Genomic DNA, 23,536 nt, shown 5'->3' on the forward strand with positions numbered 1-23,536 from the left:
CTTCACTCTCCTGTTGGTGGTTCGTTGCGGGTGAATGTGCCGAGCGCGCGCAACGGTTTGGTGTCGGAGCGTTGGTGGTAAGCCAACATAGCGCCAAGTGTTCGATACAGAGCGATTATAGACCGAGGCACCGCTTCCCGATTAGTCGTTGCAATGGGTATGGACTTATTCATCCTCGATATAAATCAAGGAGACGAGCGATGAACCGGCGCGACCTCAACGACATGCTGTGGTTTCTGGCGGTAGCCGAGGAGCGCAGCTTTACCAGGGCGGCTGCAAGGCTGGGAACGTCGCAATTGACGCTCAGCCATACGATCAAGAGGCTGGAGGCACGGCTGGGGTTGCGGCTTTTGACGCGCACCACACGTAGCGTTTCGCCCACGGAAGCAGGGGAACGGCTATTGCGGGCGCTCGCGCCGCGCATTCAGGACATCGAGAGCGATGTCGATGCCTTGATGGCGTTTCGCGACAAGCCCTCCGGCAGCGTGCGCATCACCTTGTCCGATCATGCGCTCGACTGGATCGTCTGGCCCAAGCTCGGGCCGGTGCTGCGCGACTTATCCGGAAATCCATGTCGAGTTCAGCATCGACAACGGCTTCCGCAATATCGTCGAGGAAAGGTTTGATGCCGGAGTGCGGTTAGGGGAGAGCGTCGACAAGGACATGATCGCGGTCCGCATAGGGCCGGATTGGCGGCTCGTGGCGGTGGCATCGCCGGACTATCTGGCGCGGCATCCAGCGCCCCTTACGCCGCAGGAACTGGTGGGGCACAATTGCATCAATCACCGCCAGTCCCGATCTGGCGGGCTTTATGCCTGGGAGTTCGGCAAGGACGGTCAGGAATTGCGCGTGCGCGTGGAAGGGCAGCTCACCTTCAACAGCTCGGTCGCCATGATCGGGCGATCGAGAGCGGGCTGGGCATCGGCTATGTGCCCGAAAACACGGTTGCCGAAGGGATTTCGACAGGCCGTCTGGTTCAGGTGCTCGACGACTGGTCGCCGATGTTTGCCGGATATTACCTCTATTATCCCAGCCGGCGGCAGAACTCGCCGGCCTTTGCGGTGGTCGCCAACGCGCTGCGGCAGAGCGATACGCGAGAGATTCAGCGGGCGTGAAGGGAGGCGCTGCGGTGACGTCGCAGGGTAGTGGTAATCGCGCCGAGGCCAGGAACCGCGGCAAAAAGCACCGACGCGACGATATTGGTATTGGCGGTGCGCCCGGCACGCGACCGATCAGCAAGGATGTAGCGCGAATGATCCGGTCGGTGATGCCGCTGATGTTCATGAGTTTGGCAGTGAGGATATAGAACGGTACCTTCTGCTCAGGATGCAAAAAGGTATTTTGGGGGGTAGGGCGCCTTTTTGATATTCTTAGTGGTCGACCGCCAAAGCTTGGTTGTCGCGTGCGGCGCGGCGATAGTCGGTTGGGCTCATTCCTGCCAGCCTACGAAAAGTGGCGTTGAAGGCCGATAGCGAGCCAAAGCCGCTCTCCATGGCTATTTCGAGTACATTGGTCTCATCACGCAGCAATAACGATTGGGCGTAGGAAAGCCGCAGCAGGCTCACATATTCGTTGAGCGTCATGCCAGTGGATTTCTTGAAGACGCTCATGGCGTATTTGGGGTGGATATCGACCGAGGATGCGATGGCGCTGGAGTCGATATCGTGCCGGAAATTGGCGGCGATATAGGAGCAGATCTTACCGATGTTGTGGAAGCTCTGCCGGTCGGGCGCCTCGGCGGGCGCGGCATCGGTGGTCGTGGCGTCGAGGAGACGGTAGTTCTCGAACTGAACGCGCTCGATGCGCAAAAGCAGCTCTTCGATCGCGTTGCCGACCCGCGCCGGATCGGCGGAGCGCAGATAGTCCGACCACCGCGCAAAGGATTTGTGATCGCCCGGATCGGGTTCGGCCGGCAGGAGCGTCGCGCCGCGCATCAGGCGCTGCTGGATGTCGGCGGGCAGCCGCAGGCGGAAGAAATGGACGAGCGGAAGATGGATGGCGATGAACAGCGGGTTCTCGCTGGTGTCGACGACCCGATGGGGCAGCCCGCCCCAGAAGAGACACATATCGCCCTCGGCCAGATGCACGGAATGCCCCTGCATCTGGTAGTCGACCGAGCCTGAAAAGACGTAGTTGATCTCGACCTGGGCGTGCCAATGGGCCGTCGCCATGATGCCCGGCTGCTCGTGGCTGATCACCAGCTTGTTGGGCACGCTCTCGACTGTGCTCTTGAGCGGGTTCCAGTACCGCTTCTCACCTATCTTACTTTCCAACGACTTCCCCTTCCCATTCAGCGAGACGCCGCTTTTGACTAAGCTAGTGTAAGCGCGTGTCCAGAAAAAGTGGAAACCACTTTTTCGGTTCGGACACGCGACCAACAAATACTCAGAACCCTGGTTCTGAGGCGGCCCGAAATCCGGGCAACACAAATGGGAGGAACTTCAATGCGTCTAACCATAAGGTGCGCCACAGCGGCGCTTGCGCTCGGGTCGGCGGGCGGTGCCTTGGCCCAATCGGGCGAGATCACCATCTGGAGCTGGGACGTCGCCGCTTCATCGCTGGAAGCGACTGTCGAGGGCTTCAATGCCCAATATCCCGACGTGACCGTCACCGTCGAGGACCTGGGCAACCAGCAGGTCTTCGACCGCACGCTGGCCGGCTGCGCCGCCGGCGGCTCGGGCCTGCCCGACATCATTTCCATCGAAAACTCCGAAGCGGAAATCTTCTGGGCGCAGTTCCCCGATTGCTTCGCCAATCTCAGGGACCTCGGCTACACCGACGAGATCGCCTCGGGCTTTCCCGACTTCAAGCGGGTTGAACTCGAAGTGGGCGATGTGGCCTATGCCATGCCCTGGGATTCCGGCCCGGTCGTGATGTTCTACCGGCGCGATTTCTATGAGAATGCCGGCGTCGATCCGGCATCGATCGCCACCTGGGACGATTTCATCGAAGCCGGGATCGCGGTTGCCGAGGCCAATGCGGGCGTCGTGATGGCACAGGCCGATTTCAACGGCGATACCGAATGGTTCCGCATGCTCGCCAACGAGCAGGGCTGCGGCTATTTCGATGCCGAAGGCACGGAAATTGCCGTCAATCAGGCCGGGTGTGTCGCCGCGCTCGATGCGGTCAAGGCGATGTATGACGCTGGCATCCTGGTTGCGGGCAATTGGGACGAGCGCATCCAGGCCATTCAGGCCGAAACCGTCGCCAGCCAACTGTTCGGCGCCTGGTATGAGGGAACCATCCGTTCCAACGCCCCCGAGCAGGAAGGTCTGTGGGGCGTTTATCCGATGCCTTCGGTCACCGCCGATGGGCCGCGCGCCGCCAATCTGGGCGGCTCCTCGCTGGCCATCACCTCGACCTCCGACAATCAGGAAGCGGCCTGGGCCTATGTGAACTACACGCTGGGCACCAATGAGGGCCAGGTCACCATGCTGCGCGAATACGGGCTGGTGCCCTCGCTGCTTTCGGCGCTCGAAGACCCCTATGTGGAAGAGCCGCAGCCCTATTGGAGTGACCAGGCCATCTGGGTCGATATCCTGGGAACGCTCGACCGCGTCGTCCCTTCGCGCGGTACGCCGTTCTTCGGGGACGCGGACGCCGTGGTGCAGACGGTGCAGACCCAATATCTCAACGGCGGCTACGACAGCGCGCAGGCGGCGCTCGACGACGCTGCCAACCAGATCGCGCTGGCCACCGGCATGCCGATCGCACAGTAATCCTCCCCAGGGGGCGAGCCGGTCCGGTGGGCAGGCCCGCCCCTCCCTGTTTTCTGGAGACGATCGATGCGCGCCAGCACGCGAACCGCATATGGTTTTCTCGCGCCCTATCTCGCGATCTTCGCGCTCTTTTGGGTGTGGCCGATCATCTATTCGTTCTACCTCTCCTTCATGGCCACTCGCGTCCAGCCCTGGACCTTCAACCCCACATTCAACTGGGGCCGGCTGATCATCGATCCGGCCTTCGCCAACGCGCTCAAGAACACACTGCTCATCCTCGTCATCCAGGTGCCGGTGATGATTGCGCTGGCAACGCTCCTGGCCGTGCTGCTCAATTCGCACCTGCTAAGGGCGCGGGGCATCATGCGCTTTGCGTTCTTCGCGCCGGTGGTGGTGGGCGAGGTGGCCTATGCGGCGGTGTTCCGGCTGATGTTCAACGCCGATTTCGGGGTGATCAACAAGCTCATCGCCGGGGTGGGCCTCGAGCCCGTCGCCTGGTTCTCCAACCCCACCGCAGCGATGGCGCTGATCATCATGGCGGTCACCTGGCGCTGGGTGGGATACAATGCGATCATCATCCTGTCGGGCCTGCAGTCGATCCCGGAGGACGTCTATGAGGCGGCAACGCTCGACAGGGTATCGAAGACCAGACAGTTCTTCTTCATCACCCTGCCGCTGCTGCGTCCGATCATCCTCGTCTGCGTGGTGCTCTCGGTGATCGGCACCATGCAACTTTTCGCCGAGCCGTTCCTGATCACCAACCGCGGCGGGCCGGGTGGAGCGACCGAGACGCTGGGGCTGTTCCTCTACCGGCAGGGCTTTACCGTCCTCAATTTCGGCTATGCCTCGGCGGTCGCCTATACGATAGCGGCGCTGGCGGTGGTCATCTCGCTCCTCAACCTCTGGCTGGGGAGGGAGGAGAGATGAGATCGAAATCGGCGACCACGCTCACCCGGACACTCGCGCTGCACGCGGTGCTGGTGCCGCTGGCGATCGTGTGGCTGTTCCCGATCTGGATGATGGTGGTCTTTTCCACCCAGCCGGAGAATTCGATCTTTTCGGGCCAGCTCAACCTGCTGCCGTCGGACCAGTTCTGGGTCAATTTCAACCAGCTTCAAGTCGATACCGGCTTTTTGCGCACTGTGTTCGTCTCGGTGGTCGTGGCGCTGGTCTATACGATCGCGTCGGTGCTTTTGACATCGATGGCCGGCTGGGCCCTGGCCCGCTATCGCTTCTTCGGCAAGGGCGCGGTGATCGCCATAATCCTCGGTACCCTCACCTTGCCCTATTTCGTCGTCGTTATCCCCCAATTCATCATGGTGGCGCGCGATCTCGGGCTTGGGAACACCTGGTTCGCGCTGATCGTGCCCCCGCTCTTCAATTCGCTCGGGGTGCTGTTCATGCGGCAATCGTTTTCCATGATGCCGGGCGAGTTGTTCGATGCGGCGCGGGTGGAGGGGGTGAAGGAGTGGCAGATCTTCCTGCGCGTCGCCCTGCCCATGGCGCGGCCGACGATAGCAGCGCTCGCCATCATCCTGTTTCTTGCGAGCTGGAACAATTATCTCTGGCCGCTGCTCATCAACAACCGGCCCGACATGATGACGGCGCCCGTGGCGCTGGGCTCATTGATCGGGCTCACCCGGGTCTCGTGGGGCGGGATCATGACCGGGGCCGTGGTTTTGACGGTGCCCATGCTCATCGTCTTCGTGCTGCTCCAGCGCCATTTCGTGGCCGGCATCGCCGCCGGCGCGATCAAATAGAGGAGGCCCGATGGCCGGCGTCACACTGAGCAATGTGAAAAAGCGCTTCGGCGCGTTCGAGGTGATCCACGGTGTCGATATCGAAGTCGCCGATGGCGAGTTCGTGGTCTTCGTCGGCCCGTCGGGCTGCGGGAAATCGACGCTGTTGCGCATGATCGCCGGATTGGAGGACATATCGGACGGCGAGATCGCCATCGGCGGGACCACCGTCAACGATATCGAGCCCGCCGATCGCGGCATCGCAATGGTGTTCCAGTCCTATGCGCTCTATCCGCATATGAGCGTCGAACAGAATCTCTCCTTCGGGCTGCGCATGAACGGACGGCCAAAGGAAGACATCGCCCGCCGCGTCGAAAAGGCTGCTTCGATCCTGCAGATCGAGCCGCTGCTGGACCGCCGCCCGCGTCAGCTTTCCGGCGGGCAGCGCCAGCGCGTCGCCATCGGGCGGGCCATCGTCCGCGAACCTGAAGTGTTCCTGTTCGATGAGCCGCTTTCCAATCTCGACGCCGAATTGCGCGTGCAGATGCGGGTCGAGATCGCGCGGCTGCATTCCGAACTCGGCACGACGATGATCTATGTGACGCACGATCAGACCGAAGCCATGACGCTGGCCGACAAGATCGTGGTGTTGCGCGAGGGCCGCGTGGAACAGATCGGCGCGCCGCTCGACCTCTATGACGACCCGGCCAACCAGTTCGTCGCCGGGTTCGTCGGCTCGCCGCGCATGAATTTTCTCGCCGCCCGCGTACTCGAAAGCCAATCGGGTAGCGCGAGGCTGGCGCTGACCAGGCATGGCGATGCCGAGATCACCCTGCCGATCGCCGAGGCTTTATCTGCCGGCGACGGTGTCACCATCGGCATCCGCCCCGAGCATTTCGGCGACGCGGACGAGCCGGGCTGCAAGCTCACGGTCAAGGTGGACGTTGCCGAGCATCTGGGGGCGACCAGCTATGTCTACGCCAACATGGCCAGCGGCGAGCAATTGATCATCGAACGCGCTCAATCGCGGTCCGAAAAAGACAATACCGAACTCACCGTCACCATTCCCGCACCCCGCGCCTATCTCTTTGACGGCAGCGGGCGGCGCATCCGCTAACCTCGTACATCTCGAAAGCGATTACTTTCATGACGCAGCAGCACAAAGTCCGTTGGGGCATTTTGGGTCCCGGCACCATCGCGCGGGCCTTTGCCGGCGGACTGGCCCATAGCCAATCGGGCGAGCTCGTCGCCCTGGGTGCCCGCAATCCGGACAAACCCGACTATGCTGAGCATTTCCCCGGCGCCCGCGTCCACAATGGCTATGACGCGCTGCTGGCCGATCCCGAAATCGACGCCGTCTATATCGCAACGCCCCATCCCCAGCACGCGCAATGGGCCATCAAGGCCGCCGAAGCGGGCAAGCATGTGCTGTGCGAAAAGCCGATGGGACTCACAGCGTTCGAAGCCGACGCCATGTTCCACGCGGCGCGCAAGGCCGGAACGTTCATGGGCGAAGCGTTCATGTATCGCCTGCATCCGATGACGGAAAAAATCGTCGATCTGGTGCGATCGGGCGAAATCGGCGAGGTGCGGGCCATCAAGTCGAGCTTCGGCTTCGCCATGCCGCGCTTCGATCCCGAGCACAGGATGTATGCCAACGATCTGGCCGGCGGCGGCATCCTCGATGTCGGTTGCTACCCGGTCTCCATGGCCCGGCTGATTGCCGGCGCAGCCGCCGGAAAGCCGTTCCTCGAACCGGAAACCGTTTCCGGCGTAGCCCATCTTGGCGAAACCGGGGTCGATGAATGGGCGGCCGCGGTGCTCAAATTCCCCGGCGGCGTGCTCGCGGAGGTCTCGTGCTCGGTTTCGCTCGCCCAGGACAATGTGCTGCGCATCCTGGGCACCAAGGGCCGCATCGAGGTCGCCGATTTCTGGTTCGCCACCGGCCACAAGGGCGGCACGGCGATCATCGACATCGTTCGGCCCGAGGGCACGCACGAGCCGGTGGAAGTCTCCGAGGCCGGCTGGCTCTATGCGTTCGAGGCTGAAGCCGCGAGCCGGGCCATCCTCGCGGGCCAAACCCAGTTCGCCTGGCCGGGCATGAGCTGGGACGACACACTGTGCAATCTGGGTGTGCTGGACAAATGGCGCCGGACGGCGGGCCTCGAATACGAAATCGAAAAGCCTTCCCTGCGCACCCGGACGCTCAAGGGCGAAGCCTTGGCCGTCAAGGTGGATAAGATCGGCCGCACCAACGTCCCGGGATTACCGAAACCGATCTCCCGCGTCGCGCTGGGCTTTGAGGATTTCCGCAGCTTTGCCAGCGCCGCCATCCTGCTCGACGCCTTCTACGAGGCGGGCGGGAATGCCTTCGACACCGCGTTCATCTATGGCAAGGGCATCACCGAAAGCCTGCTCGGGGATTGGCAGGCCTCGCGCGGCGTGCGCGAAAATATCGTGGTCATTGGCAAGGGCGCGCATTCTCCGCTCACCTACCCCGAAACCATCGCCAAGCAGCTCGATATCAGCCTTGAAAAGCTCAAGACCGATTATGTCGACGTCTACTTCATGCACCGGGACAACCTCGACGTGCCCGTCGGCGAATTCGTCGACGCCATGGACGCCGAGGTCAGGCGCGGCCGTATTCGCGGCCCGTTCGGGGGCTCGAACTGGACGCGCGAACGGTTCGATGAGGCCGTCGCCTATGCGCAGCGGACCGGCAGGACGGCGCCGGCTGCGCTGTCGAACAATTTCTCGCTGGCCGAAATGCGCGAGCCGATCTGGGAGGGCTGCATCGCGGCGGCCGACAAGGACTGGCGCAAATGGTTCGCTGAGAAGGGGGTTACCAATTTCGCCTGGTCGAGCCAGGGGAGGGGGTTCTTCACCGAAAAGGCGGGGCGGGACAAGACCGACAATGAGGAGCTGGTGCGCGTCTGGTACACCGAGGACAATTTCGCCCGCCGCGACCGGGCTATCGCGATGGCCCAGAGGTTGGGCAAGAAGCCCATACATGTGGCACTGGCCTACTGCCTCTACCAGTCCTTCCCGGTCATCCCGCTGATCGGCCCGCGTACACTGGCCGAACTCGATGATAGCCTGAAGGCGATGGACATCACCCTTTCACCCGAGGAAATCGCTTGGCTAAGCGAAGGCATAGGTCATGAGTGAAGCTGTGAGGATACTCGGAGTGTGACAGAGTTTGAGGGTAGGGAGCCGCCTCACTTGGTCAGCATTTTCGGGGTATCGCGTTGAGGCGATCGCAGATGTGTTGTCGTTCCTTAAAGGCACGGTGAACCGGTTGAGGCACTCGACCGGCAGCGTCACCTCTCAGTAGTAGTAGCAAAGATGTGCAGATCGGGCTTGAAAAAGGGAGAACCGTACCGTACGGTACGGTTAAGCAGGAAGAGCCGAGGTCCGCGGAATCGGGGCTCGGCCTCTTTTTAGAGCCTTGAGTGCCAATCGCCAAGAGTATTGTTCGTGACGCCGCCGCCCCTGACGATCAGCGAAGAAAGCCTGACAGACCGGCAGAAGGACGTGCTGGATGCAGCGTTGGGCCTTCTGGTCGAGGGTGGGGATGGGCTCACGATGACTGGCGTCGCTAGGCGCGCGAGCTGCTCGAAGGAAACGCTCTACAAATGGTTCGGGGACCGGGACGGGCTGCTGACGGCGACCGTTCAATGGCAGGCTTCCAAGGTGCGAATGGTGCCGGTGGACCGCGAGACGCTGGAGAAGCGCACGCTGGCGATCGCGCTGGAAAAGTTCGGGCGCGACTGGCTGACGGTGTTGACGGGGGAAACCTCAGTGGCGCTCAACCGGCTGGCGGTTTCCCACGCAGGGCAGGAAAAACGCAATCTTGGGCGAATCGTGCTCGAGAACGGGCCGATCGGCATGGCCAAGCGCTGCATTCCGCTGCTCGAAGCCGGGCGCGAGGCGGGGCTGCTCAAGTTCGAGGATGCCGACCAGACATTCCGCACCTTTTTCGGGCTCGTGGTGCGCGACACCCAGATCCGGATGCTTTTGGGCGAGCAGCGGCGGCCGAGCGAAGAGCTCATCGCCGCGCAGGCGCGGCGGGCCCGGGAACAGTTCTTCACGCTCTTTGGCGTGTGATTTTGGGGCATGCCAACGTTTCGCCAACGCCGGCATGCCCCAGCTATTTTTTCGTCGCGTTTCCGAACCGCAAAAGTGGGACCACTTTTGCTGGAAACGCTCCAACCGACAAGCGAGCTAGGGAGAGACCAATGCGCGTTTATTACGATCGGGATGCCGATCTCAATCTTCTGAAATCCAAGAAGGTCGCCATCGTCGGCTATGGCAGCCAGGGCCGCGCGCATGCGCTCAACCTGCGCGATTCGGGAGTGACCGACATCGCCATCGGGCTGCGTCCGGGCTCATCGACCGCCAAGAAGGTCGAGGCCGACGGCCTCAAGGTGATGAGCGTGGCCGAGGCTGCGGCCTGGGCCGACATGATGATGATGGCGACGCCGGACGAGCTTCAGGCCGACATCTACCGCGACGAGATCGCCCCCAACATCCGCGACGGCGCGGCGCTGGCCTTCGCCCATGGTCTGAACGTTCATTTCGGGCTGATCGAGCCCAAGAACACTGTGGACGTGCTGATGATCGCGCCCAAGGGCCCCGGTCACACCGTGCGTGGCGAATACGAAAAGGGTGGCGGGGTGCCGTGCCTCATCGCCATTCATCATGACGCGACGGGCAATGCCCATGATCTCGGCCTCGCCTATGCTTCGGGCGTCGGCGGCGGGCGTTCGGGCATCATCGAAACCACGTTCAAGGAAGAGTGCGAGACCGACCTGTTCGGTGAGCAGGCCGTGCTGTGCGGCGGTCTGGTCGAGTTGATCCGTGCCGGGTTCGAGACGCTGGTGGAAGCCGGCTATGCGCCGGAAATGGCCTATTTCGAGTGCCTGCACGAAGTGAAGCTGATCGTCGACCTGATCTACCAGGGCGGCATCGCCAACATGAACTACTCGATCTCCAACACGGCAGAGTGGGGCGAGTACGTGACGGGTCCGCGCATCATCACGAGCGAAACCAAAGCAGAGATGAAGCGGGTTCTGGCCGACATCCAATCGGGCAAGTTCACCTCCGAATGGATGCAGGAATATCGCGCCGGCGCGGCCCGGTTCAAGGGCATCCGCCGCAACAATGATAGCCACCAGATCGAGGAAGTCGGCGCCAAGCTGCGCGACATGATGCCGTGGATCAAGGCTGGCGCCCTGGTGGACAAGTCGCGGAACTAGGGGCCGCTAAGCCAATTGTCGTCTCCTCCCTTCGTTGTCCCCGGGTCAAGCCCGAGGACGACGAGGTCGAGAGGGTAGAGCATCGTCAAAGGCCGGCTTTTGCCGGCCTTTTTTGATTAGGCGGATGCGTTTCCCACACCGTAGTAGAGAACGATACCGCCGTTCATGAGTGGCTGGCTCTTGAGGAGCTTGAGGTCGATTCGTTCGTCGGACGGCTTGAACAGGGGATTACCGCGGCCGAGCAGTAGCGGGGCGATACCGAGGCGGTATTCGTCGACAAGGCCGGCTGCGAGCAGGGTCGAGAGCAGGTCGGCGCTGCCGAAGACGTAGAAATTGCGGGTGGCGGCGCGTTTGAGATCGGCGATCGCCGAGACGATGTCGCCGCTGATGATTTTCGTATTGTTCCAGTCCGCTTCGGTCAGGGTGTCGGAGACGACGTATTTGGGAAGGCTGTTCATCGCGTCGGCGATGGTGCCGGTTTGCCTGGTCCAGTGGGCAGCCATGCCCTCATAGGTTCTGCGTCCGAAGATCAAGCCTTCGGCATCTTCTTGCTGGGCGATGGAGAGGGCTTCCAATTCGTCGCCCCAGACGGTTTCGTGCATCGAGAGGTCCCACGGCTCGGTGCCTTCGAAATAGCCGTCGACGCTTGCGATGTTCCAGACGATGAGCTTACCCATTTATTCCTCCACGACTTTGGCAAGGGCGGCCAGCAGGTCGACGGTGCCGATCTCGCGCATTTTCGGATCGTCGTAGCCGTCGAGAAAAGCGCCTTGTTCAGTGAGCTTCAGGCGCGTGCCGTCCTCGGCTTCGGTGAGTTCGATGGTGGTCAGCGAGGCCGAGATGTGCTGGCCGTCGGCGTCCATGTCGTAGGCATAGATGATGCGTTCGTTCTCGATGATATCGAGATAGATGGCGTCGAACCTGAAGGAATGGACGCGGCCATGCGCGTCGACGACGCCGTGGCTGTGTTCCCGGCCGCCCACGCGGAAATCCATGGTGGCGTTGTCGTTTCCGAACCATTTGCTCTTGGTTTCGATATCGGAAAAGGCCGAAAAGACCTTGGCGCGAGGGGCTTTGTAGGTGCGTTCGAGGGTGAAGGTAGCGTGAACGACGTTGCGTTGTGTCATGTGTCTTGTTTCCCAGAGTCGGCTTCGAGTAGAGCGCCAAGGGCATCGAGGCGGCGCCCCCAGAGATTGCGGCGCTCGTTGATCCACTGCTCGGCACGGCTCAATGCCTGCGTGTCGAGCGTGCAGGTGCGCACCCGCCCGACCTTTTGCGAGGAGACGAGGCCAGCCTCTTCAAGCACCGAAAGGTGCTGAAGAACGGTGGGCAGCGAAACGCCGAGCTGGCCGGCAAAGTCGCTGACCTTTGCATCAGATTTGCTCAGCCGATCGATCATCGCGCGGCGATTGCCGTCGGCCAGGGCGTGGAACATGAGATCGAGTTGCTGCGAATGGTTAGGCATGAACCTAACTATCGCGTGGCAATGCTTAGGTCAATGCCTAAGTTTCATCAGTCGACTGGAGCGAGGGCAGGGGTCGAGGTTTCTTCCCACCAGTTGCCCAGGGCGTCGATCAGGGGGACGAGCTTTTGGGCGGCGGGCGTGAGATCGTATTCCACGCGCAGGGGATAGCCGGAAAACTCGGTGCGCTGGACGATGCCGGCGTCTTCGAGCTTGCGCAGCTCGAGCGTCAGCATCTTGTGCGAGATGGTGGGATTGTCGCGGCGCAGATCGCTGAAGCGCTTGGTGCCGTCCTTGAGGTAATAGATGAGCAGGGTGGGCCAGCGGCCGCTCAGGACCTGCATCACCTCTTCGATGGGGCAGCGGGAAACAAGGTCTTTCATCGTCGGCCTCGTGGTTACAAAAAGGTGCGTAATTTACTTGGGACCGCGATCGGCTAGGGTCCGGCACTCGCTGCGCAGCGTGATCGAAAGAAATCACGGAGAAGACAATCATGGAACCGATCCTTATTTATGGCTTCCCTGCAGGAAGTTCCATGGGGCTGGTGGCTACGCTCGAATGGATGGGCCTGCCGCATCGGCTTTGCCGCGTCGATATGATGGGCGAAATGCGTGAACCGGCCTATCGGAGGCTCAACCAGCGGGTGGAAACGCCGGCACTGGTCACCGACAAGGGCGAAATCATCACCGAAACCATGGCGATTGCCGCCTGGCTCGAAGCGCGCGACAGCGAAAGGCGCGTGAGCTTCGATCCGCTCAGCAGGCAAGCCGATCGGATGCATCAGATGATGGCGTTCATCAACACCGGCTTTACCGGTTCGTTCGGCCCGCTTTGGGCGGCGCTGGAGATGGAAACGCCCGATCCGCAGATGCAGGCAGTGCTCCGAACGTTCGGGAGCCAAGCGGTGATCGAGCGGCATGACAGGCTCGAAGAACTGGTCGGTGATGACCGGTTTCTGGTGGGCGATCGCCCCAGCATCGCCGATGGCGTGCTGATCGGGGTGGCGCGATGGCTCGATTTCCATCAGGTCGCCGACAAGGGCCGCTGGCCGAAGCTTGCGGCGCTTCGCGGACGGATCGAGGCTGAGCCTGCGGTCAAATATGCTACGGCTCTGGAAAGCGGCGAGGCGGCGACTGGTAGCGACGCTTGCCTGGGCCATGTCGAACTCGCCGAGGTGATCGAGCGGTTCGGCAAGTGAGACGGCCGGGCGCGGGGCATGGCCTCGCGCCCGCATGATCGTTGTTGCGTCTATCCATTTAACGGGGCTTTATCAAAAGCGGCTTAGACACACAGCCAGAGGCCGCGCGTGGAGGCAGGGCGGTTGGTCGATCAAGGACGCTGGCGATGAAACTTCCCTATTTCCTGCTCGATGTGTTCACCCGCGACCGGCTGAGCGGCAATCCGCTGGCCGTGGTGCTCAAGGCCGACGAGCTTTCGAGCACGCGGATGCAGGCGATCGCCGCCGAGTTCAATCTTTCCGAGACCGTGTTCGTCCTCGCACCCAAGGTCGAGCGCAACACGGCGACGCTGCGCATTTTCAGCCCTGTCAATGAGATGCCCTTTGCCGGCCATCCCACTGTCGGGGCCGCCGTGCTGCTGGGGTTGCAGAACCGGTTGAGCGCGGTGCGGCTGGAGCTGGGGGTAGGCAATGTCACCGCCGTGATGGAAAAAATGGACAAGCGGACCGGCGAGGCCAAGTTCGCGCTGCCCAGGCTTCCCGAGCGGACCGGGGAATTAACCGATATCGCGGCAGTCGCGGCGCGGCTGGGATTGTCCGAGAGCGATATCGGCTGCGATGGCATGATGCCGGCGCAGTATTCGGCCGGCAACGCCTTCTATCTGGTGCCTCTTGCCGACGCGAAAGCGCTCGAAAGGATCAAGCTGGAGCGGCGCGGGTGGACGGATACGTTTTCGGGCGAGCGTAATTCGGTCTATGTGTTTGCGCCGACGCCGAAGGAGCGCGGCAATGACTATGCGGCGCGGATGTTCCACATCGCGCATGGGAGCGGGGAGGACGCCGCCACGGGCTCCGCGGCTGCGGCCCTGATCGGACTTCTTGCGGAGCATGGCGGTTATGGCGACGGGCACCATGGGCTCAAAGTCCGGCAAGGGCGGGAGATGGGCCGGCCGAGCGAAATCGGAGTGCAGTTCAATATCGAGGGCGGCGTGCTCAAGCATGCGGGGATCGGCGGGCCGGCGGTTATCCTCGCCGAAGGTATTATCGATCTGGGCGAGTGATTCTCGGCGGGCACTCCGTTGACATCGGCAACCGGAGGCGCCACCTCTCGTCAAGGGCTGTCTCGGGAGGACATCATGGGCATAGTCAATTCCCTTTTGCTTGCGGCACATCTGGCCGGGCTGGCAATGATCGTGGGCGCCACTTTGGTGCTATGGCGCGCCGGAGGCGTTCTGGCGCGGGGCGAGGGTGGGCCGGGGCTCACCCGGCTTGGCGAGCGGGTGATCGTTCTGGGCGATATCGGGCTGGGGCTCAACTGGATCAGCGGCCCTGTGATGATCTTCACCAAATATGGCGGGTTCGGTGCTTTCGTGGGGCTGGGCCCGTGGTTCTGGCTCAAGCTGGCATTTGTCGTGGCACTCAGCGGAATGCTGGGCACCGCCGGCGGTAATTTCCGCCGCGCGCGTGCCGACCAGGCCGATGCAGGAGGCCGCATCGAGCGCATTGGCGGGATTGCGGCGCTCTGCGCGCTGGGGGTGATCGTTTCCGCCGCCTTCACTTTTGGGTAGGCCGAGCCGACCAACAGGGTTGCAAGGCGCGCCAGTTTTGCCCATGATAGAAAAATAGAACGCAACCAGGCAGGACTAATGCGCCGTCGTATCAACCGCGCCATTGCCATAGCCGCCAGCAAGCAGAAGGCTTTGCAGGATCGTATCCTTATGGGATCGGCGCTGCTGGTCTCGCTTGCGCTTCTACTCCTCCTTATCAGCCCCTGATCACCGGCAGTCCGCTCGACGTGAAGCGGACGGGTCGTCAGGGGATAGCGCCACAACAGCCGAACAGAACTGATTGTCCGGCCCAGATCTGCTGCACCAAACGTTCGCGCAGGGGCCGATAGAGGAAGATCCAAGATGAGCACCAATACCGATCGCGTCTATATTTTCGACACCACCCTGCGCGATGGCGAGCAGAGCCCCGGCGCGACCATGACGCTGGAAGAAAAGCTCCAGGTTGCCGAAATCCTCGACACCATGGGCGTCGACATCATCGAAGCCGGATTTCCGATCGCCTCCAATGGCGATTTCGAGGCCGTCGCAACCATCGCCAAGCGGTCCAAGAATGCGGTGATCGCCGGGTTGGCCCGCGCCATTCCCGCTGACATCGACCGGGCCGGGGAGGCGGTGCGGTTCGCCAAGCGCGGACGCATCCACACCTTCGTTTCGACCTCGCCCATCCATCTGGCGCACCAGATGAAAAAGACCGAGGACGAGGTGCTCGAAATCGTAACCAAGACGGTTACTCAGGCTCGCAACCTCATCGACGATGTCGAGTGGTCGGGCATGGACGCCACGCGCACGCCGATCGAATTCCTCGCCCGCTGCACCGAGGCGGCGATCAAGGCCGGAGCGACGACGATCAACATTCCCGATACTGTCGGCTACTCGACGCCCGAGGATTACTACCGTCTGATCAAGGATCTGATCGAGATGGTTCCCAATTCGGATCAGGCGATCTTTTCAACCCATTGCCACAACGATCTTGGCATGGCGGTGGCCAATTCGCTGGCTGGCGTGCGGGCCGGGGCGCGGCAGGTGGAATGCACGATCAACGGCATCGGCGAGCGCGCGGGCAATGCGGCGCTCGAAGAAATCGTGATGGCGCTCAAGACTCGGGTCGATGCACTACCGTTCCACACCAATATCGAATCCACCGCGCTTTCGCGGGCTTCCAAAGTGGTGTCGGCGGCGGCCAATTTCCCGGTGCAGTACAACAAGGCTATCGTTGGCAAGAACGCGTTCGCCCATGAGAGCGGCATCCATCAGGACGGCATGCTCAAGAACGCTTTGACCTATGAGATCATGACGCCCGAAAGCGTGGGGATCAAATCCACATCGCTGGTGATGGGCAAGCATTCCGGCCGCCACGCCTTCAAGGAAAAGCTCAAGGATCTGGGGTACGAGCTGGCCGACAACCAGTTCCAGGAAGCGTTCCAGCGCTTCAAGGATCTCGCGGACCGCAAGAAGCACGTCTATGACGACGACATCGTCGCGCTGGTCGACGACGAGATGGGTTCGGGCGCCGATCGGATCAAGCTGGTCGATATGAGCGTCACCTCCAAGACGGGCGGGGTGCATCGCTGCGAGCTCAAGGTTGCGGTCGACGGGAGGCCGGTCGAGGTAGCGTTTGACGGCACCGGTTCAGTGGACGCGATCTTCAATGCCATCAAGGCGGCCGTCGATGCCGATCCGCATCTGGTGCTCTATGCCGTCGACGGCGTCACCGGCGGCACGGACGCGCAGGCCAATGCCCATGTGCGGCTGGAGATGAACGGGCGGATCGCTTCGGGCAATGCGACCGAGCCCGACACGCTCGTGGCTTCGGCCCGCGCCTATCTCAACGCCTATAACCGGTTGCTCGTCGAACGCGGCGCGCCGGCACAGGGCGCCTTGGCGGGATAGACATGGAGATCGAGCCGCTGATTAAGAGTCAGCGGCTCTTTTCATTGGAGGGGCTCGGCTGCGCCGGCTCCCATGCCGCCGTTTCGGCGAGCAAGAATTTGGCGGTCCATGAGCCATTGCCCAGCGTGGAGATGTCGGGGCTGTTCAGGAGCGCTGCATACTCGGCCCGCGGCAGGATCGTGCCGCCCAACGCTTGGACCCATGGCGACATGATCTGATGGTCGACGGCGGTAAAGCCGGCGCTTGCCAGATGATGGTAGAGGCTGACGATGGCGAATTTTGACGCATTGTCGGCAGTGTGGAACATCGACAGCGCGGAAAAGACCGGGCCGACCGCCACCCCGAACAGACCACCCACGAGTGTGCCGTCCGCGTCGTAAATTTCGACCGAATGGGCATGGCCTTCGGCATGTAGGCGGCTATAGAGCGCCTTCGCCTGGGGCGTAATCCAGGTGAGGTGCAGGCGGGAAGCCTCGCGCGGGGCCGCGCATCCGTCCAGAACGCCGGCAAAATCGGTATCGAAGGCGACGCGCATATCGGTGCCGCGCATGGTGCGGCGGAAGCGCTTGGCGATGTGGACGTGCTTCAAATCCATGACGGCCCGCTGGGGAGGGGACCACCATTTCATCGAGCCCCAATGACCCTGCGGATAAAAACCGCGCGCCATGGCCGCCAGCACGGTGGGGGTGGAAAGGTCGTGAGCAACGCCGGCAAAGCCCGGCGGAAGGTCGCGTATTTTTGCGGGATCGGGGACTGAAGGTGGTGGGGCTACCCTGTCGCGGATGAGGTTCCAGACCAGAAACGGCACATAGCGCGCTCTCGGCGGGCGCAACCAATAGGCGGTGGCGAGCGCAAGGCGTTGCAAGCTCCACGATCCGGGCACTCTGTCACCCGGGGGTACCAAGCTTGTCATCGTATTGGCTCGCTAGGTCGATCACTTACGGAAGATATACTGTAACCGAACCGATTGGCGCATCGTATTTGGGATTAATGGTTGCCAGAGCATTGCGACCTCTGGCCTCACGACGGATTGACTTGCCGGCGCCTTGAGCGGGGCCCAGTCTGTCTACCTTGGAGAGGAGATTGCCCATGCGCGGGACTTTGATCGCTTTCGGCCTTGCCGGCTTGAGCCTTTTCGCCGGCGGGCCGGCTTTCGCAGATACGGCGCTTTTCGCCGGCGGGTGCTTCTGGAGCGTTGAATCCAATTTCGACAAGGTCGAAGGGGTTACCGCCACGACGTCGGGCTTTGCCGGCGGGCATGTGGAGAACCCAAGCTACGAGCAGGTCGTCTATGAGGATACCGGCCATTATGAAGTGGTCGAGATCGAATACGATCCCGACGTAGTGAGCTTTGCGCAATTGTTGACGGTTTTCTGGCACACCACGGACCCGACCGATGCGGGCGGGCAGTTCTGCGATCGGGGCGAAAGCTACCGTACGGCGATCTTTGCGCTCGATGAGGAGCAGCGTCAGACAGCCGAGGCGAGCAAGGCCGCATTGGCCGAGGAAACTGGGCTGACCATCGTCACCGAAATCAAGGATGCGGCGCCTTTTTACGCGGCCGAGGATTACCACCAGAACTTCCACATCACCAACCCGGTTCACTACGAGGCCTATCGCGTCGGGTGCGGGCGCGACATCCGCATCAATCAATTGTGGGGCGAGCAGGCGTTTCTGGGAACCAGCGCCAATCCGTTTCCTTAGAACCCAGAAAAATCTCGTTGGACGGGTGGACAGGGCGAAACGCGTTTGATAGAGAGGCCGGACTTCGGCGGTGCGCTGAGCGCGCCGCCCGATGGTTTGGGTGTATAGCTCAGTTGGTAGAGCAGCTGACTCTTAATCAGCGGGTCCAAGGTTCGAGTCCTTGTACACCCACCAAAAACCTCAAAAGAATCTATGGCCAGAGATGCGCGCTTCGCGGGGCAGTTACTGTTCCGCGACGAACGGATTGAACATTGTGTTCCATCCGTCCATCTCATCGGCCTGCCGCGCGGGATACATCAAAGCGCGTCGATGACCACTGATTTGACCCTAAGGTCGGGGACATCGACGAAAACAAGGTCTTCCCGGCCGAAATAGTTCTTCTGATTGGTTGCAGACCAGTCGTTGGCGGCAACGAGGTAGGTGTCCTTTTCCGGCAGGTCGGTCGGAGCGCCGTAGAGGAAATCGCCCGTGCGCTGGGCGAGCGGGATGTCGCCGTCCTGGTTCACGCGGCCCAGGATTTCCTCGAGCGTTTCGCGGCTGATTTCGGCGGTCTTGAGGGTGCCGTCGAATCTGACGATGGAATCAAAAGCGTAGCGGGTGACCTCGCCTTCGGGAAAACCCGTGCCGAAAGTGGTGTGGCCGATGAAGCCGATATCGGCGCCGGCGGCACTTGCCAGGGTCGCGGCGACGAAGCGGGCGCTGTCGGCAAGCGATTGCGCGGCTTGGCTGTTGCCGATGACAGCGCGTTCCTCGGCGGTCAGGTGCTCTTCCATAGTGCTGGCGATCAGCGCGGCGAGGTCTGCGTCCGCCTGGCCCGTGGCGGCGATGGGTCGACGCTCGACGGCCAGCGGGCCGGAGGCATCGATATCCACCACCGTTATGAGACTGGACCACGAGCCGGTGTGCAGGTAGCGGGTGGCGCCTTCGCTGTGGTCGAGAACCACATGGTCGTGCCCGCCGACCAACAGCGTACCCGCCGGGAGCAGGGGCAGCATATCGCGGTCGGCGGTGATGCCGGCATGGCTGAGCACGACCCGTGCGCCGGAGGGATCGAGCAGATTGATGAGATGCTCGCCGGCCCATTGGACGGGATCGGGCACCTCGATCATCTCGCGCGTCGCGGCAGGATAGGTGTTGATGGCCGCAGTACCCAACCCCACGATTGAAATCGGCATTCCACCCAGAGTGAGGCTCAGAGCGGCGGGGGCGTAGCCGTCGCCGGTGCGGGAATCAAGGATGTTGGAGATAACGGTGACGCCGCGCTGCTCTGCCTTGGAGATGAAATCGGCAAGGTCGTTGTCGAGATCGGGTTCGTGATTACCGATGTTGAGAACCGTGGGCGCGAGACGGCCCAGCGCCTCGAGCAAGGCCCAGTCGATGGCGCCGCCCGATCGTACCGCAACAACATTCCCGAGTTCGAACACGTCGCCGTTGATGAGGATGGCGACCGGGCCTTGGCTCGCCTCGACCTCAGCGGCGACCGCAGCCAGAAGCTGGGCGGAGACCTCATAGGCGGAGTGAAGATCTGAGAGGATGATCAGCCGGATCGGTGCGTTCTCCTGCGCGAAAGCGGGACGGACGAGAGGAAGAAGAGCCGTCGAGCTCATGAGCATGAGGGCTTGGCGGCGATCGAGCGAGAAGCTTGGCACGGGCTGATCCTGCTGGCGGTGGATGCAAGGGAAGCGTCGGGCGATTCACTAGGGTCGCGTGATGACACTGCGATGACGTGGCGGGAGCATAAGCGTTCCTTTACCACTTGGGCAGTTGAGCGGTTTTGCAGTTATTGCGGAAACGGTTCGGCAGGTGGTGGCGAGATACGGTAACGCAATGAATGCCCATACGTCCTCAGTCCGTAGCAGCGGTGATGCCGATGTCGTTGACCAGCCAGACGCCCTTTGTTGCCCCCCGCACGGTGGTGGATGAGCGCGCGGATATCCTGGACTATCGCGTTCTCGACGGCGAGGAATGGGACCGTGCCATTGCTGGTTTCGACGGGGTTTGCCAGGAGCAGCTCTTCGCCTATGCGCAGCTGCGTTGGCCAGGCGTGGCGCTCGAGCCTGTGCTGTTTTCCCAGGGGGGACGCGCGCTGGGCGGCGCGTTGGTGATGCTGCAGCGGCTGCCGTTGGGGCTGGCGACGATCGCGCTGGTCAAATGGGGGCCGTTTCTGGCGGATAATCAGGCTGGTGACGCCGAAGGCAGAATGGCGTGGATTATCGACACGCTCGTTGCCGAATATGTGAATCGGCGCGGGATGATGGTTTCGATCATGCCCAAGGTGGAGGCCAGCGAGGACAATCGCGTAGCTGCGATGTTGGCGGAGCGCGGGTTCAGGCCGGGCGTGGGCGTCAGATATCCGCTGCGCTATGTGGTAGACGTGACGCTCGACGATGACACGCGCATGGCCGCGTTCGGGCAGAAATGGCGCTACAATTTGCGTAAGTCGCTCAAGGCCGGGCTCGATTTCGAGATGGCCGCTCCTCATGAGGTGGAGCGCTTCATGGCGCTTTATCAGGCGATGAGCGAGCGCAAGTTGTTTCCCGATTTTTCCGGCATCGCGACGGTCGAGGGATTGATGGCGATGCCGGAGGGGACGGCGCGGCCGGAGCTGTTCTTTGTCCGGCACGGGGAAAAGACAGTGGCCGGCGCGGTGATCTTCACCGCAGGCGACACCGCTTGCTACCTCTATGGCGCCACCGACGATGCGGCGCTGGACCTGCGGGCGGGGTATTTCCTGCATTGGCACATCATCCGCTGGTTGCGGGACAATAGCCGGGCTAAGCTCTACGATCTTGGCGGCACAGACGGGTTTGCCGGGCTGCATCAGTTCAAGAGCGGCATGGTGGGCGAGGCGGGGCATATCAGCCCGCTGCCGCCGGTGATGAACCACGCCACCCATTGGCGCGCCCATGCGATGGGGGCGGCGGCGTACAAGGGGCGCGAAATCCTCACGCGCAGCCGCGATGCGGTGCTGGCAGCGCGGCTGGACCTGCAGCGGCGTTTCAAACGCGGCGTCAAGGCGTGAGCGGCATGTCGGTTACCCGCAAGCTGGCATCGAAATCGGTGCTGATCTTTGGCCTTCGCATCTTCGGCGCGGGGTTCGTCTTTATCGTCCAGGCGGCAATCTCGCGCGCTTGGGGAGCGCAATCGCTCGGTGATTTTCTGCTGGTCATCGCCGCGGCCAACCTGATCGCCGTTGTGCTGCCGTTGGGCTTCCAAACCGTGGGGACATATTTTTCCGCCGAATACGGTTCACGCGGTGAAGGAGCACATCTGCGGCGATTCGTGGGGCGATCATACTGGCAGATGGCGCTTGGCGGGGTCGCGTTGCTCAGCCTGGGCTGGCCTCTCACATTCCTGCTTGGAGAGGCAGGCGAGCATCTGCGGCCGCTCTGGATTCCCACCGCACTGATCGGAATAGCGACCGCCATCACTTATGTGAGTACCATGGTGCTGGTGGGGCTCAAACAGCCCATGGCCGGATACCTGCCCGACATGATCTTCCGGCCGGGGCTGACGCTTGCGGCCTTCGGCACGGTGGCGCTGCTGAGCCCGGTGCCAAACATGGGACGCATGCTCTGGCTGCTTTCGGTGCTGCTGCTTGGGTTGTTTCTCTTCCAGTGCTTCTGGGTGCAGCGTGCGGTGGCGGCGGTACCGGCGGCCGATACGGTGCGTGCCAGCGAGCCAAGGCGCTGGTGGCGGTTTGCGGCGCCTTGGGTGCTGATCACGCTGGCCTCGGACTATTTCTTCGACATCAATCTGATCCTGCTTGCGGGGCTGCTCGACCGGACCGATCTGGCGATATTCGGGGTATCGACGCGGATTTTCGCGCTGGCCGCTTTTGGCGTCGTCGCCGTTTATTCCCTGACGCTGCCCAATATGTTCGACGCCGAACGCGATGCCGACAAAAGCGCCTATGGCCGGCGGGTTGGCGAGGCAAATCTGGTGGCAACCGGATTGGCCCTGGCGCTGTTCGCGGGCGTTCTGGTTTTCGGGCGCTATGTGCTGATGCTGTTCGGGCCCGAATTCGCCGACGGCGCTCTGCCGGTGGCGATCCTGTGCCTGGGACTGGTCGTCCGCGCCGCGTTCGGACCGGCCTCGCTGGTGCTTTCGATGCGGGACCGGCCCTGGGACAGCCTTCCGTCGGTGGCGCTGGGGATCGTGGTGCTGGTCATCGGCAACAATGCCCTGGTGCCCGCTCATGGCCTCATGGGCGCGGCGATCTCGGCCTTCGTCGCCATCTCGCTATGGTCGGTTTCGCTATGGCTGACGGCGCTTTACCGCACCGGGATCGACGTTTCGATATTTGGGTTGATGCGGAAGCCGGTGGCCGTCTGACCTCAGCGATCCAGCAGCGCCATTGCCTTGAGCTTCAGACGCTTGCTCAGCGGCAGGGTGATGCCGTTATCGTATTCCTCGACCGTTTTGGTGAATTTACGCTCCATGACGAGATAGTCCTCGCCGAAGATGTGATCTTCGAGACGGGCGACTTCCTTGTACCCATAGCGCTTCAAGAGCGCGAGGGCGGGGCGGTTTTCGGGGCGGGTATAGGTGGAGGCTTTGTGGAAGCGGGAATTGTCCCAGTGGGAGATGAAGGCATCCATGCCGAACCGGCCCAACGGCGTGCCGCGATAGGCCGGGTAGATGGCCGACCAGTATTGGAAAATGGTGCCGTTGGCTGGGCCGGAGATCAGGAAACCGCCGGTCACCCCGTCCATTTCGAGCAGCATGATGTGCCAGGGATCAAGCTCTATGAGGGTGCGCAGGAAGGTCTTGTCCAAGCGCGCCTTTTCATAGGATTTGAAGCGATCGCCGTAGTAGGGCATGGAATCGATCAGATCCATCAGCTCGCGATGGATTTCGGTGATATCGGCGTGCGTGGCCGCACGCGAGGTCATTTGCGCTTCGCTCATTGCCCGATCCCCTCTCAATGGCACGAGCTTAGGCAGGCCCGCGCTAAAAAAGCGTGAGCGGCAAATTCGCCGGTTTCGTAAAGAACAGGCGAGGGAGTATTCCAGCGCC

The 23,536-nt window shown here is 62.1% G+C and carries 23 protein-coding genes, 1 tRNA gene and 1 pseudogene; 17 read left to right on the forward strand and 8 right to left on the reverse strand.

All coding sequences use genetic code 11. The features are described from left to right. The first annotated feature begins 200 nt into the window (after nt 1–200). Nucleotides 201–1,115: pseudogene (locus NO934_RS14195) on the forward strand (LysR family transcriptional regulator). A gap of 255 nt (nt 1,116–1,370) precedes the next feature. Here NO934_RS14195 and NO934_RS14200 read toward each other — a convergent pair. After that, the gene (locus NO934_RS14200) at nt 1,371–2,273 is read right to left on the reverse strand and encodes a helix-turn-helix domain-containing protein (protein WP_309160620.1); all 903 of its coding nucleotides are present in this window, start codon (nt 2,271–2,273) and stop codon (nt 1,371–1,373) included. Nucleotides 2,274–2,444: 171 nt separating this feature from the next. Here NO934_RS14200 and NO934_RS14205 point away from each other — a divergent pair, with 171 nt between their 5' ends. From NO934_RS14205 to ilvC, 7 genes are all read left to right on the forward strand, one after another. Next, complete coding sequence (locus NO934_RS14205; RefSeq protein WP_309160621.1) at nt 2,445–3,719, forward strand: extracellular solute-binding protein; 1,275 nt, start codon at nt 2,445–2,447, stop codon at nt 3,717–3,719. A gap of 66 nt (nt 3,720–3,785) precedes the next feature. Next, a complete protein-coding gene (locus NO934_RS14210) occupies nt 3,786–4,646 on the forward strand; it encodes a sugar ABC transporter permease (RefSeq protein WP_309160622.1) in 861 nt (286 codons plus the stop codon). Next, nucleotides 4,643–5,479, forward strand: coding sequence for a carbohydrate ABC transporter permease (locus NO934_RS14215; RefSeq protein ID WP_309160623.1), 837 nt, complete (start codon nt 4,643–4,645; stop codon nt 5,477–5,479). The genes NO934_RS14210 and NO934_RS14215 overlap by 4 nt, the downstream gene beginning before the upstream one ends. A 10-nt stretch (nt 5,480–5,489) precedes the next feature. Beyond that, nucleotides 5,490–6,575 (forward strand): sn-glycerol-3-phosphate ABC transporter ATP-binding protein UgpC, encoded by a 1,086-nt coding sequence (locus NO934_RS14220; protein WP_309160624.1) that lies wholly within the window; start codon nt 5,490–5,492, stop codon nt 6,573–6,575. A gap of 29 nt (nt 6,576–6,604) precedes the next feature. Continuing rightward, complete coding sequence (locus tag NO934_RS14225; RefSeq protein ID WP_309160625.1) at nt 6,605–8,626, forward strand: aldo/keto reductase; 2,022 nt, start codon at nt 6,605–6,607, stop codon at nt 8,624–8,626. A 309-nt stretch (nt 8,627–8,935) separates the two neighbouring features. Beyond that, nucleotides 8,936–9,565 carry a TetR/AcrR family transcriptional regulator gene (locus NO934_RS14230; RefSeq protein WP_309160626.1) on the forward strand — a complete coding sequence of 210 codons (630 nt, stop codon included), beginning with the start codon at nt 8,936–8,938 and terminating at the stop codon, nt 9,563–9,565. Nucleotides 9,566–9,696: 131 nt separating this feature from the next. Beyond that, a complete protein-coding gene (ilvC, locus tag NO934_RS14235) occupies nt 9,697–10,716 on the forward strand; it encodes a ketol-acid reductoisomerase (RefSeq protein ID WP_309160627.1) in 1,020 nt (339 codons plus the stop codon). Between the two features lie 116 nt (nt 10,717–10,832). On the opposite strand, the gene NO934_RS14240 is transcribed toward ilvC, so the two are convergent. The 4 genes from NO934_RS14240 to NO934_RS14255 are packed head-to-tail and all read right to left on the reverse strand — an operon-like array spanning nt 10,833 to nt 12,561. Then, nucleotides 10,833–11,393, reverse strand: coding sequence for a dihydrofolate reductase family protein (locus NO934_RS14240; RefSeq protein WP_309160628.1), 561 nt, complete (start codon nt 11,391–11,393; stop codon nt 10,833–10,835). Beyond that, a complete protein-coding gene (locus NO934_RS14245) occupies nt 11,394–11,843 on the reverse strand; it encodes an SRPBCC family protein (RefSeq protein WP_309160629.1) in 450 nt (149 codons plus the stop codon). It lies immediately after the preceding gene. Next, a complete protein-coding gene (locus NO934_RS14250; protein ID WP_309160630.1) occupies nt 11,840–12,181 on the reverse strand; it encodes a metalloregulator ArsR/SmtB family transcription factor in 342 nt (113 codons plus the stop codon). The genes NO934_RS14245 and NO934_RS14250 overlap by 4 nt, the downstream gene beginning before the upstream one ends. A gap of 47 nt (nt 12,182–12,228) precedes the next feature. Beyond that, complete coding sequence (locus NO934_RS14255) at nt 12,229–12,561, reverse strand: helix-turn-helix domain-containing protein (RefSeq protein ID WP_309160631.1); 333 nt, start codon at nt 12,559–12,561, stop codon at nt 12,229–12,231. A 110-nt stretch (nt 12,562–12,671) separates the two neighbouring features. On the opposite strand from NO934_RS14255, the gene NO934_RS14260 reads away from it, so the two are divergent. The 5 genes from NO934_RS14260 to NO934_RS14280 all read left to right on the forward strand — a co-directional run bounded on the left by NO934_RS14260 (nt 12,672) and on the right by NO934_RS14280 (nt 16,813). Further along, entirely contained in the window at nt 12,672–13,376 is a 705-nt protein-coding gene (locus NO934_RS14260; protein WP_309160632.1) for a glutathione S-transferase family protein, read from the forward strand. 146 nt (nt 13,377–13,522) lie between these two features. Next, nucleotides 13,523–14,416 (forward strand): PhzF family phenazine biosynthesis protein, encoded by an 894-nt coding sequence (locus tag NO934_RS14265; RefSeq protein WP_309160633.1) that lies wholly within the window; start codon nt 13,523–13,525, stop codon nt 14,414–14,416. Nucleotides 14,417–14,491: 75 nt separating this feature from the next. Beyond that, the gene (locus tag NO934_RS14270) at nt 14,492–14,923 is read left to right on the forward strand and encodes a hypothetical protein (protein WP_309160634.1); all 432 of its coding nucleotides are present in this window, start codon (nt 14,492–14,494) and stop codon (nt 14,921–14,923) included. Nucleotides 14,924–15,001: 78 nt separating this feature from the next. Beyond that, nucleotides 15,002–15,130, forward strand: a complete 129-nt coding sequence (locus NO934_RS14275) for a hypothetical protein (RefSeq protein ID WP_309160635.1) — start codon at nt 15,002–15,004, stop codon at nt 15,128–15,130. A gap of 135 nt (nt 15,131–15,265) precedes the next feature. Then, nucleotides 15,266–16,813, forward strand: a complete 1,548-nt coding sequence (locus NO934_RS14280; RefSeq protein ID WP_309160636.1) for a 2-isopropylmalate synthase — start codon at nt 15,266–15,268, stop codon at nt 16,811–16,813. 28 nt (nt 16,814–16,841) lie between these two features. Here NO934_RS14280 and NO934_RS14285 read toward each other — a convergent pair whose 3' ends face one another. Then, nucleotides 16,842–17,678: a leucyl/phenylalanyl-tRNA--protein transferase gene (locus NO934_RS14285; RefSeq protein ID WP_309160637.1), complete on the reverse strand. Its 837-nt coding sequence runs from the start codon at nt 17,676–17,678 to the stop codon at nt 16,842–16,844. A gap of 224 nt (nt 17,679–17,902) precedes the next feature. Between NO934_RS14285 and msrA the strand changes: the two genes are divergently transcribed. Both msrA and NO934_RS14295 read left to right on the forward strand, forming a co-directional pair. Further along, complete coding sequence (gene msrA, locus NO934_RS14290) at nt 17,903–18,517, forward strand: peptide-methionine (S)-S-oxide reductase MsrA (RefSeq protein ID WP_309160638.1); 615 nt, start codon at nt 17,903–17,905, stop codon at nt 18,515–18,517. Nucleotides 18,518–18,615: 98 nt separating this feature from the next. Next, nucleotides 18,616–18,691, forward strand: a tRNA-Lys gene (locus tag NO934_RS14295). Nucleotides 18,692–18,813: 122 nt separating this feature from the next. On the opposite strand, the gene NO934_RS14300 is transcribed toward NO934_RS14295, so the two are convergent. After that, complete coding sequence (locus NO934_RS14300) at nt 18,814–20,166, reverse strand: metallophosphoesterase (protein ID WP_309160639.1); 1,353 nt, start codon at nt 20,164–20,166, stop codon at nt 18,814–18,816. A 221-nt stretch (nt 20,167–20,387) separates the two neighbouring features. On the opposite strand from NO934_RS14300, the gene NO934_RS14305 reads away from it, so the two are divergent. Together NO934_RS14305 and NO934_RS14310 are read left to right on the forward strand one after the other, a co-directional pair. Then, the gene (locus NO934_RS14305; protein WP_309160640.1) at nt 20,388–21,539 is read left to right on the forward strand and encodes a GNAT family N-acetyltransferase; all 1,152 of its coding nucleotides are present in this window, start codon (nt 20,388–20,390) and stop codon (nt 21,537–21,539) included. Nucleotides 21,540–21,544: 5 nt separating this feature from the next. Further along, complete coding sequence (locus tag NO934_RS14310) at nt 21,545–22,852, forward strand: lipopolysaccharide biosynthesis protein (RefSeq protein ID WP_309160641.1); 1,308 nt, start codon at nt 21,545–21,547, stop codon at nt 22,850–22,852. 2 nt (nt 22,853–22,854) lie between these two features. Here the strand turns inward: NO934_RS14310 and NO934_RS14315 are convergent, their stop codons facing one another. Beyond that, nucleotides 22,855–23,427, reverse strand: a complete 573-nt coding sequence (locus NO934_RS14315; RefSeq protein WP_309160642.1) for a hypothetical protein — start codon at nt 23,425–23,427, stop codon at nt 22,855–22,857. Nucleotides 23,428–23,536 lie beyond the last annotated feature (109 nt).

Origin of the sequence: Pelagibacterium sp. H642 (assembly GCF_031202855.1) — a bacterium.
In the GTDB taxonomy this organism is placed as follows: Bacteria; Pseudomonadota; Alphaproteobacteria; order Rhizobiales; family Devosiaceae; genus Pelagibacterium.

What these genes read in the sequence shown, in the direction of transcription:
- NO934_RS14210 (WP_309160622.1), top strand. Translation starts at nt 3,786, where the DNA reads ATGCGCGCCAGCACGCGAACCGCATATGGTTTTCTCGCGCCCTATCTC.
- NO934_RS14220 (WP_309160624.1), top strand. Translation starts at nt 5,490, where the DNA reads ATGGCCGGCGTCACACTGAGCAATGTGAAAAAGCGCTTCGGCGCGTTC.
- NO934_RS14240 (WP_309160628.1), bottom strand. Translation starts at nt 11,393, where the DNA reads ATGGGTAAGCTCATCGTCTGGAACATCGCAAGCGTCGACGGCTATTTC.
- NO934_RS14270 (WP_309160634.1), top strand. Translation starts at nt 14,492, where the DNA reads ATGGGCATAGTCAATTCCCTTTTGCTTGCGGCACATCTGGCCGGGCTG.
- NO934_RS14225 (WP_309160625.1), top strand. Translation starts at nt 6,605, where the DNA reads ATGACGCAGCAGCACAAAGTCCGTTGGGGCATTTTGGGTCCCGGCACC.
- NO934_RS14255 (WP_309160631.1), bottom strand. Translation starts at nt 12,561, where the DNA reads ATGAAAGACCTTGTTTCCCGCTGCCCCATCGAAGAGGTGATGCAGGTC.
- NO934_RS14305 (WP_309160640.1), top strand. Translation starts at nt 20,388, where the DNA reads ATGTCGTTGACCAGCCAGACGCCCTTTGTTGCCCCCCGCACGGTGGTG.
- NO934_RS14250 (WP_309160630.1), bottom strand. Translation starts at nt 12,181, where the DNA reads ATGCCTAACCATTCGCAGCAACTCGATCTCATGTTCCACGCCCTGGCC.
- NO934_RS14275 (WP_309160635.1), top strand. Translation starts at nt 15,002, where the DNA reads ATGCGCCGTCGTATCAACCGCGCCATTGCCATAGCCGCCAGCAAGCAG.
- msrA (WP_309160638.1), top strand. Translation starts at nt 17,903, where the DNA reads ATGCGCGGGACTTTGATCGCTTTCGGCCTTGCCGGCTTGAGCCTTTTC.
- ilvC (WP_309160627.1), top strand. Translation starts at nt 9,697, where the DNA reads ATGCGCGTTTATTACGATCGGGATGCCGATCTCAATCTTCTGAAATCC.
- NO934_RS14260 (WP_309160632.1), top strand. Translation starts at nt 12,672, where the DNA reads ATGGAACCGATCCTTATTTATGGCTTCCCTGCAGGAAGTTCCATGGGG.
- NO934_RS14245 (WP_309160629.1), bottom strand. Translation starts at nt 11,843, where the DNA reads ATGACACAACGCAACGTCGTTCACGCTACCTTCACCCTCGAACGCACC.
- NO934_RS14280 (WP_309160636.1), top strand. Translation starts at nt 15,266, where the DNA reads ATGAGCACCAATACCGATCGCGTCTATATTTTCGACACCACCCTGCGC.
- NO934_RS14265 (WP_309160633.1), top strand. Translation starts at nt 13,523, where the DNA reads ATGAAACTTCCCTATTTCCTGCTCGATGTGTTCACCCGCGACCGGCTG.
- NO934_RS14315 (WP_309160642.1), bottom strand. Translation starts at nt 23,427, where the DNA reads ATGAGCGAAGCGCAAATGACCTCGCGTGCGGCCACGCACGCCGATATC.
- NO934_RS14215 (WP_309160623.1), top strand. Translation starts at nt 4,643, where the DNA reads ATGAGATCGAAATCGGCGACCACGCTCACCCGGACACTCGCGCTGCAC.
- NO934_RS14205 (WP_309160621.1), top strand. Translation starts at nt 2,445, where the DNA reads ATGCGTCTAACCATAAGGTGCGCCACAGCGGCGCTTGCGCTCGGGTCG.
- NO934_RS14310 (WP_309160641.1), top strand. Translation starts at nt 21,545, where the DNA reads ATGTCGGTTACCCGCAAGCTGGCATCGAAATCGGTGCTGATCTTTGGC.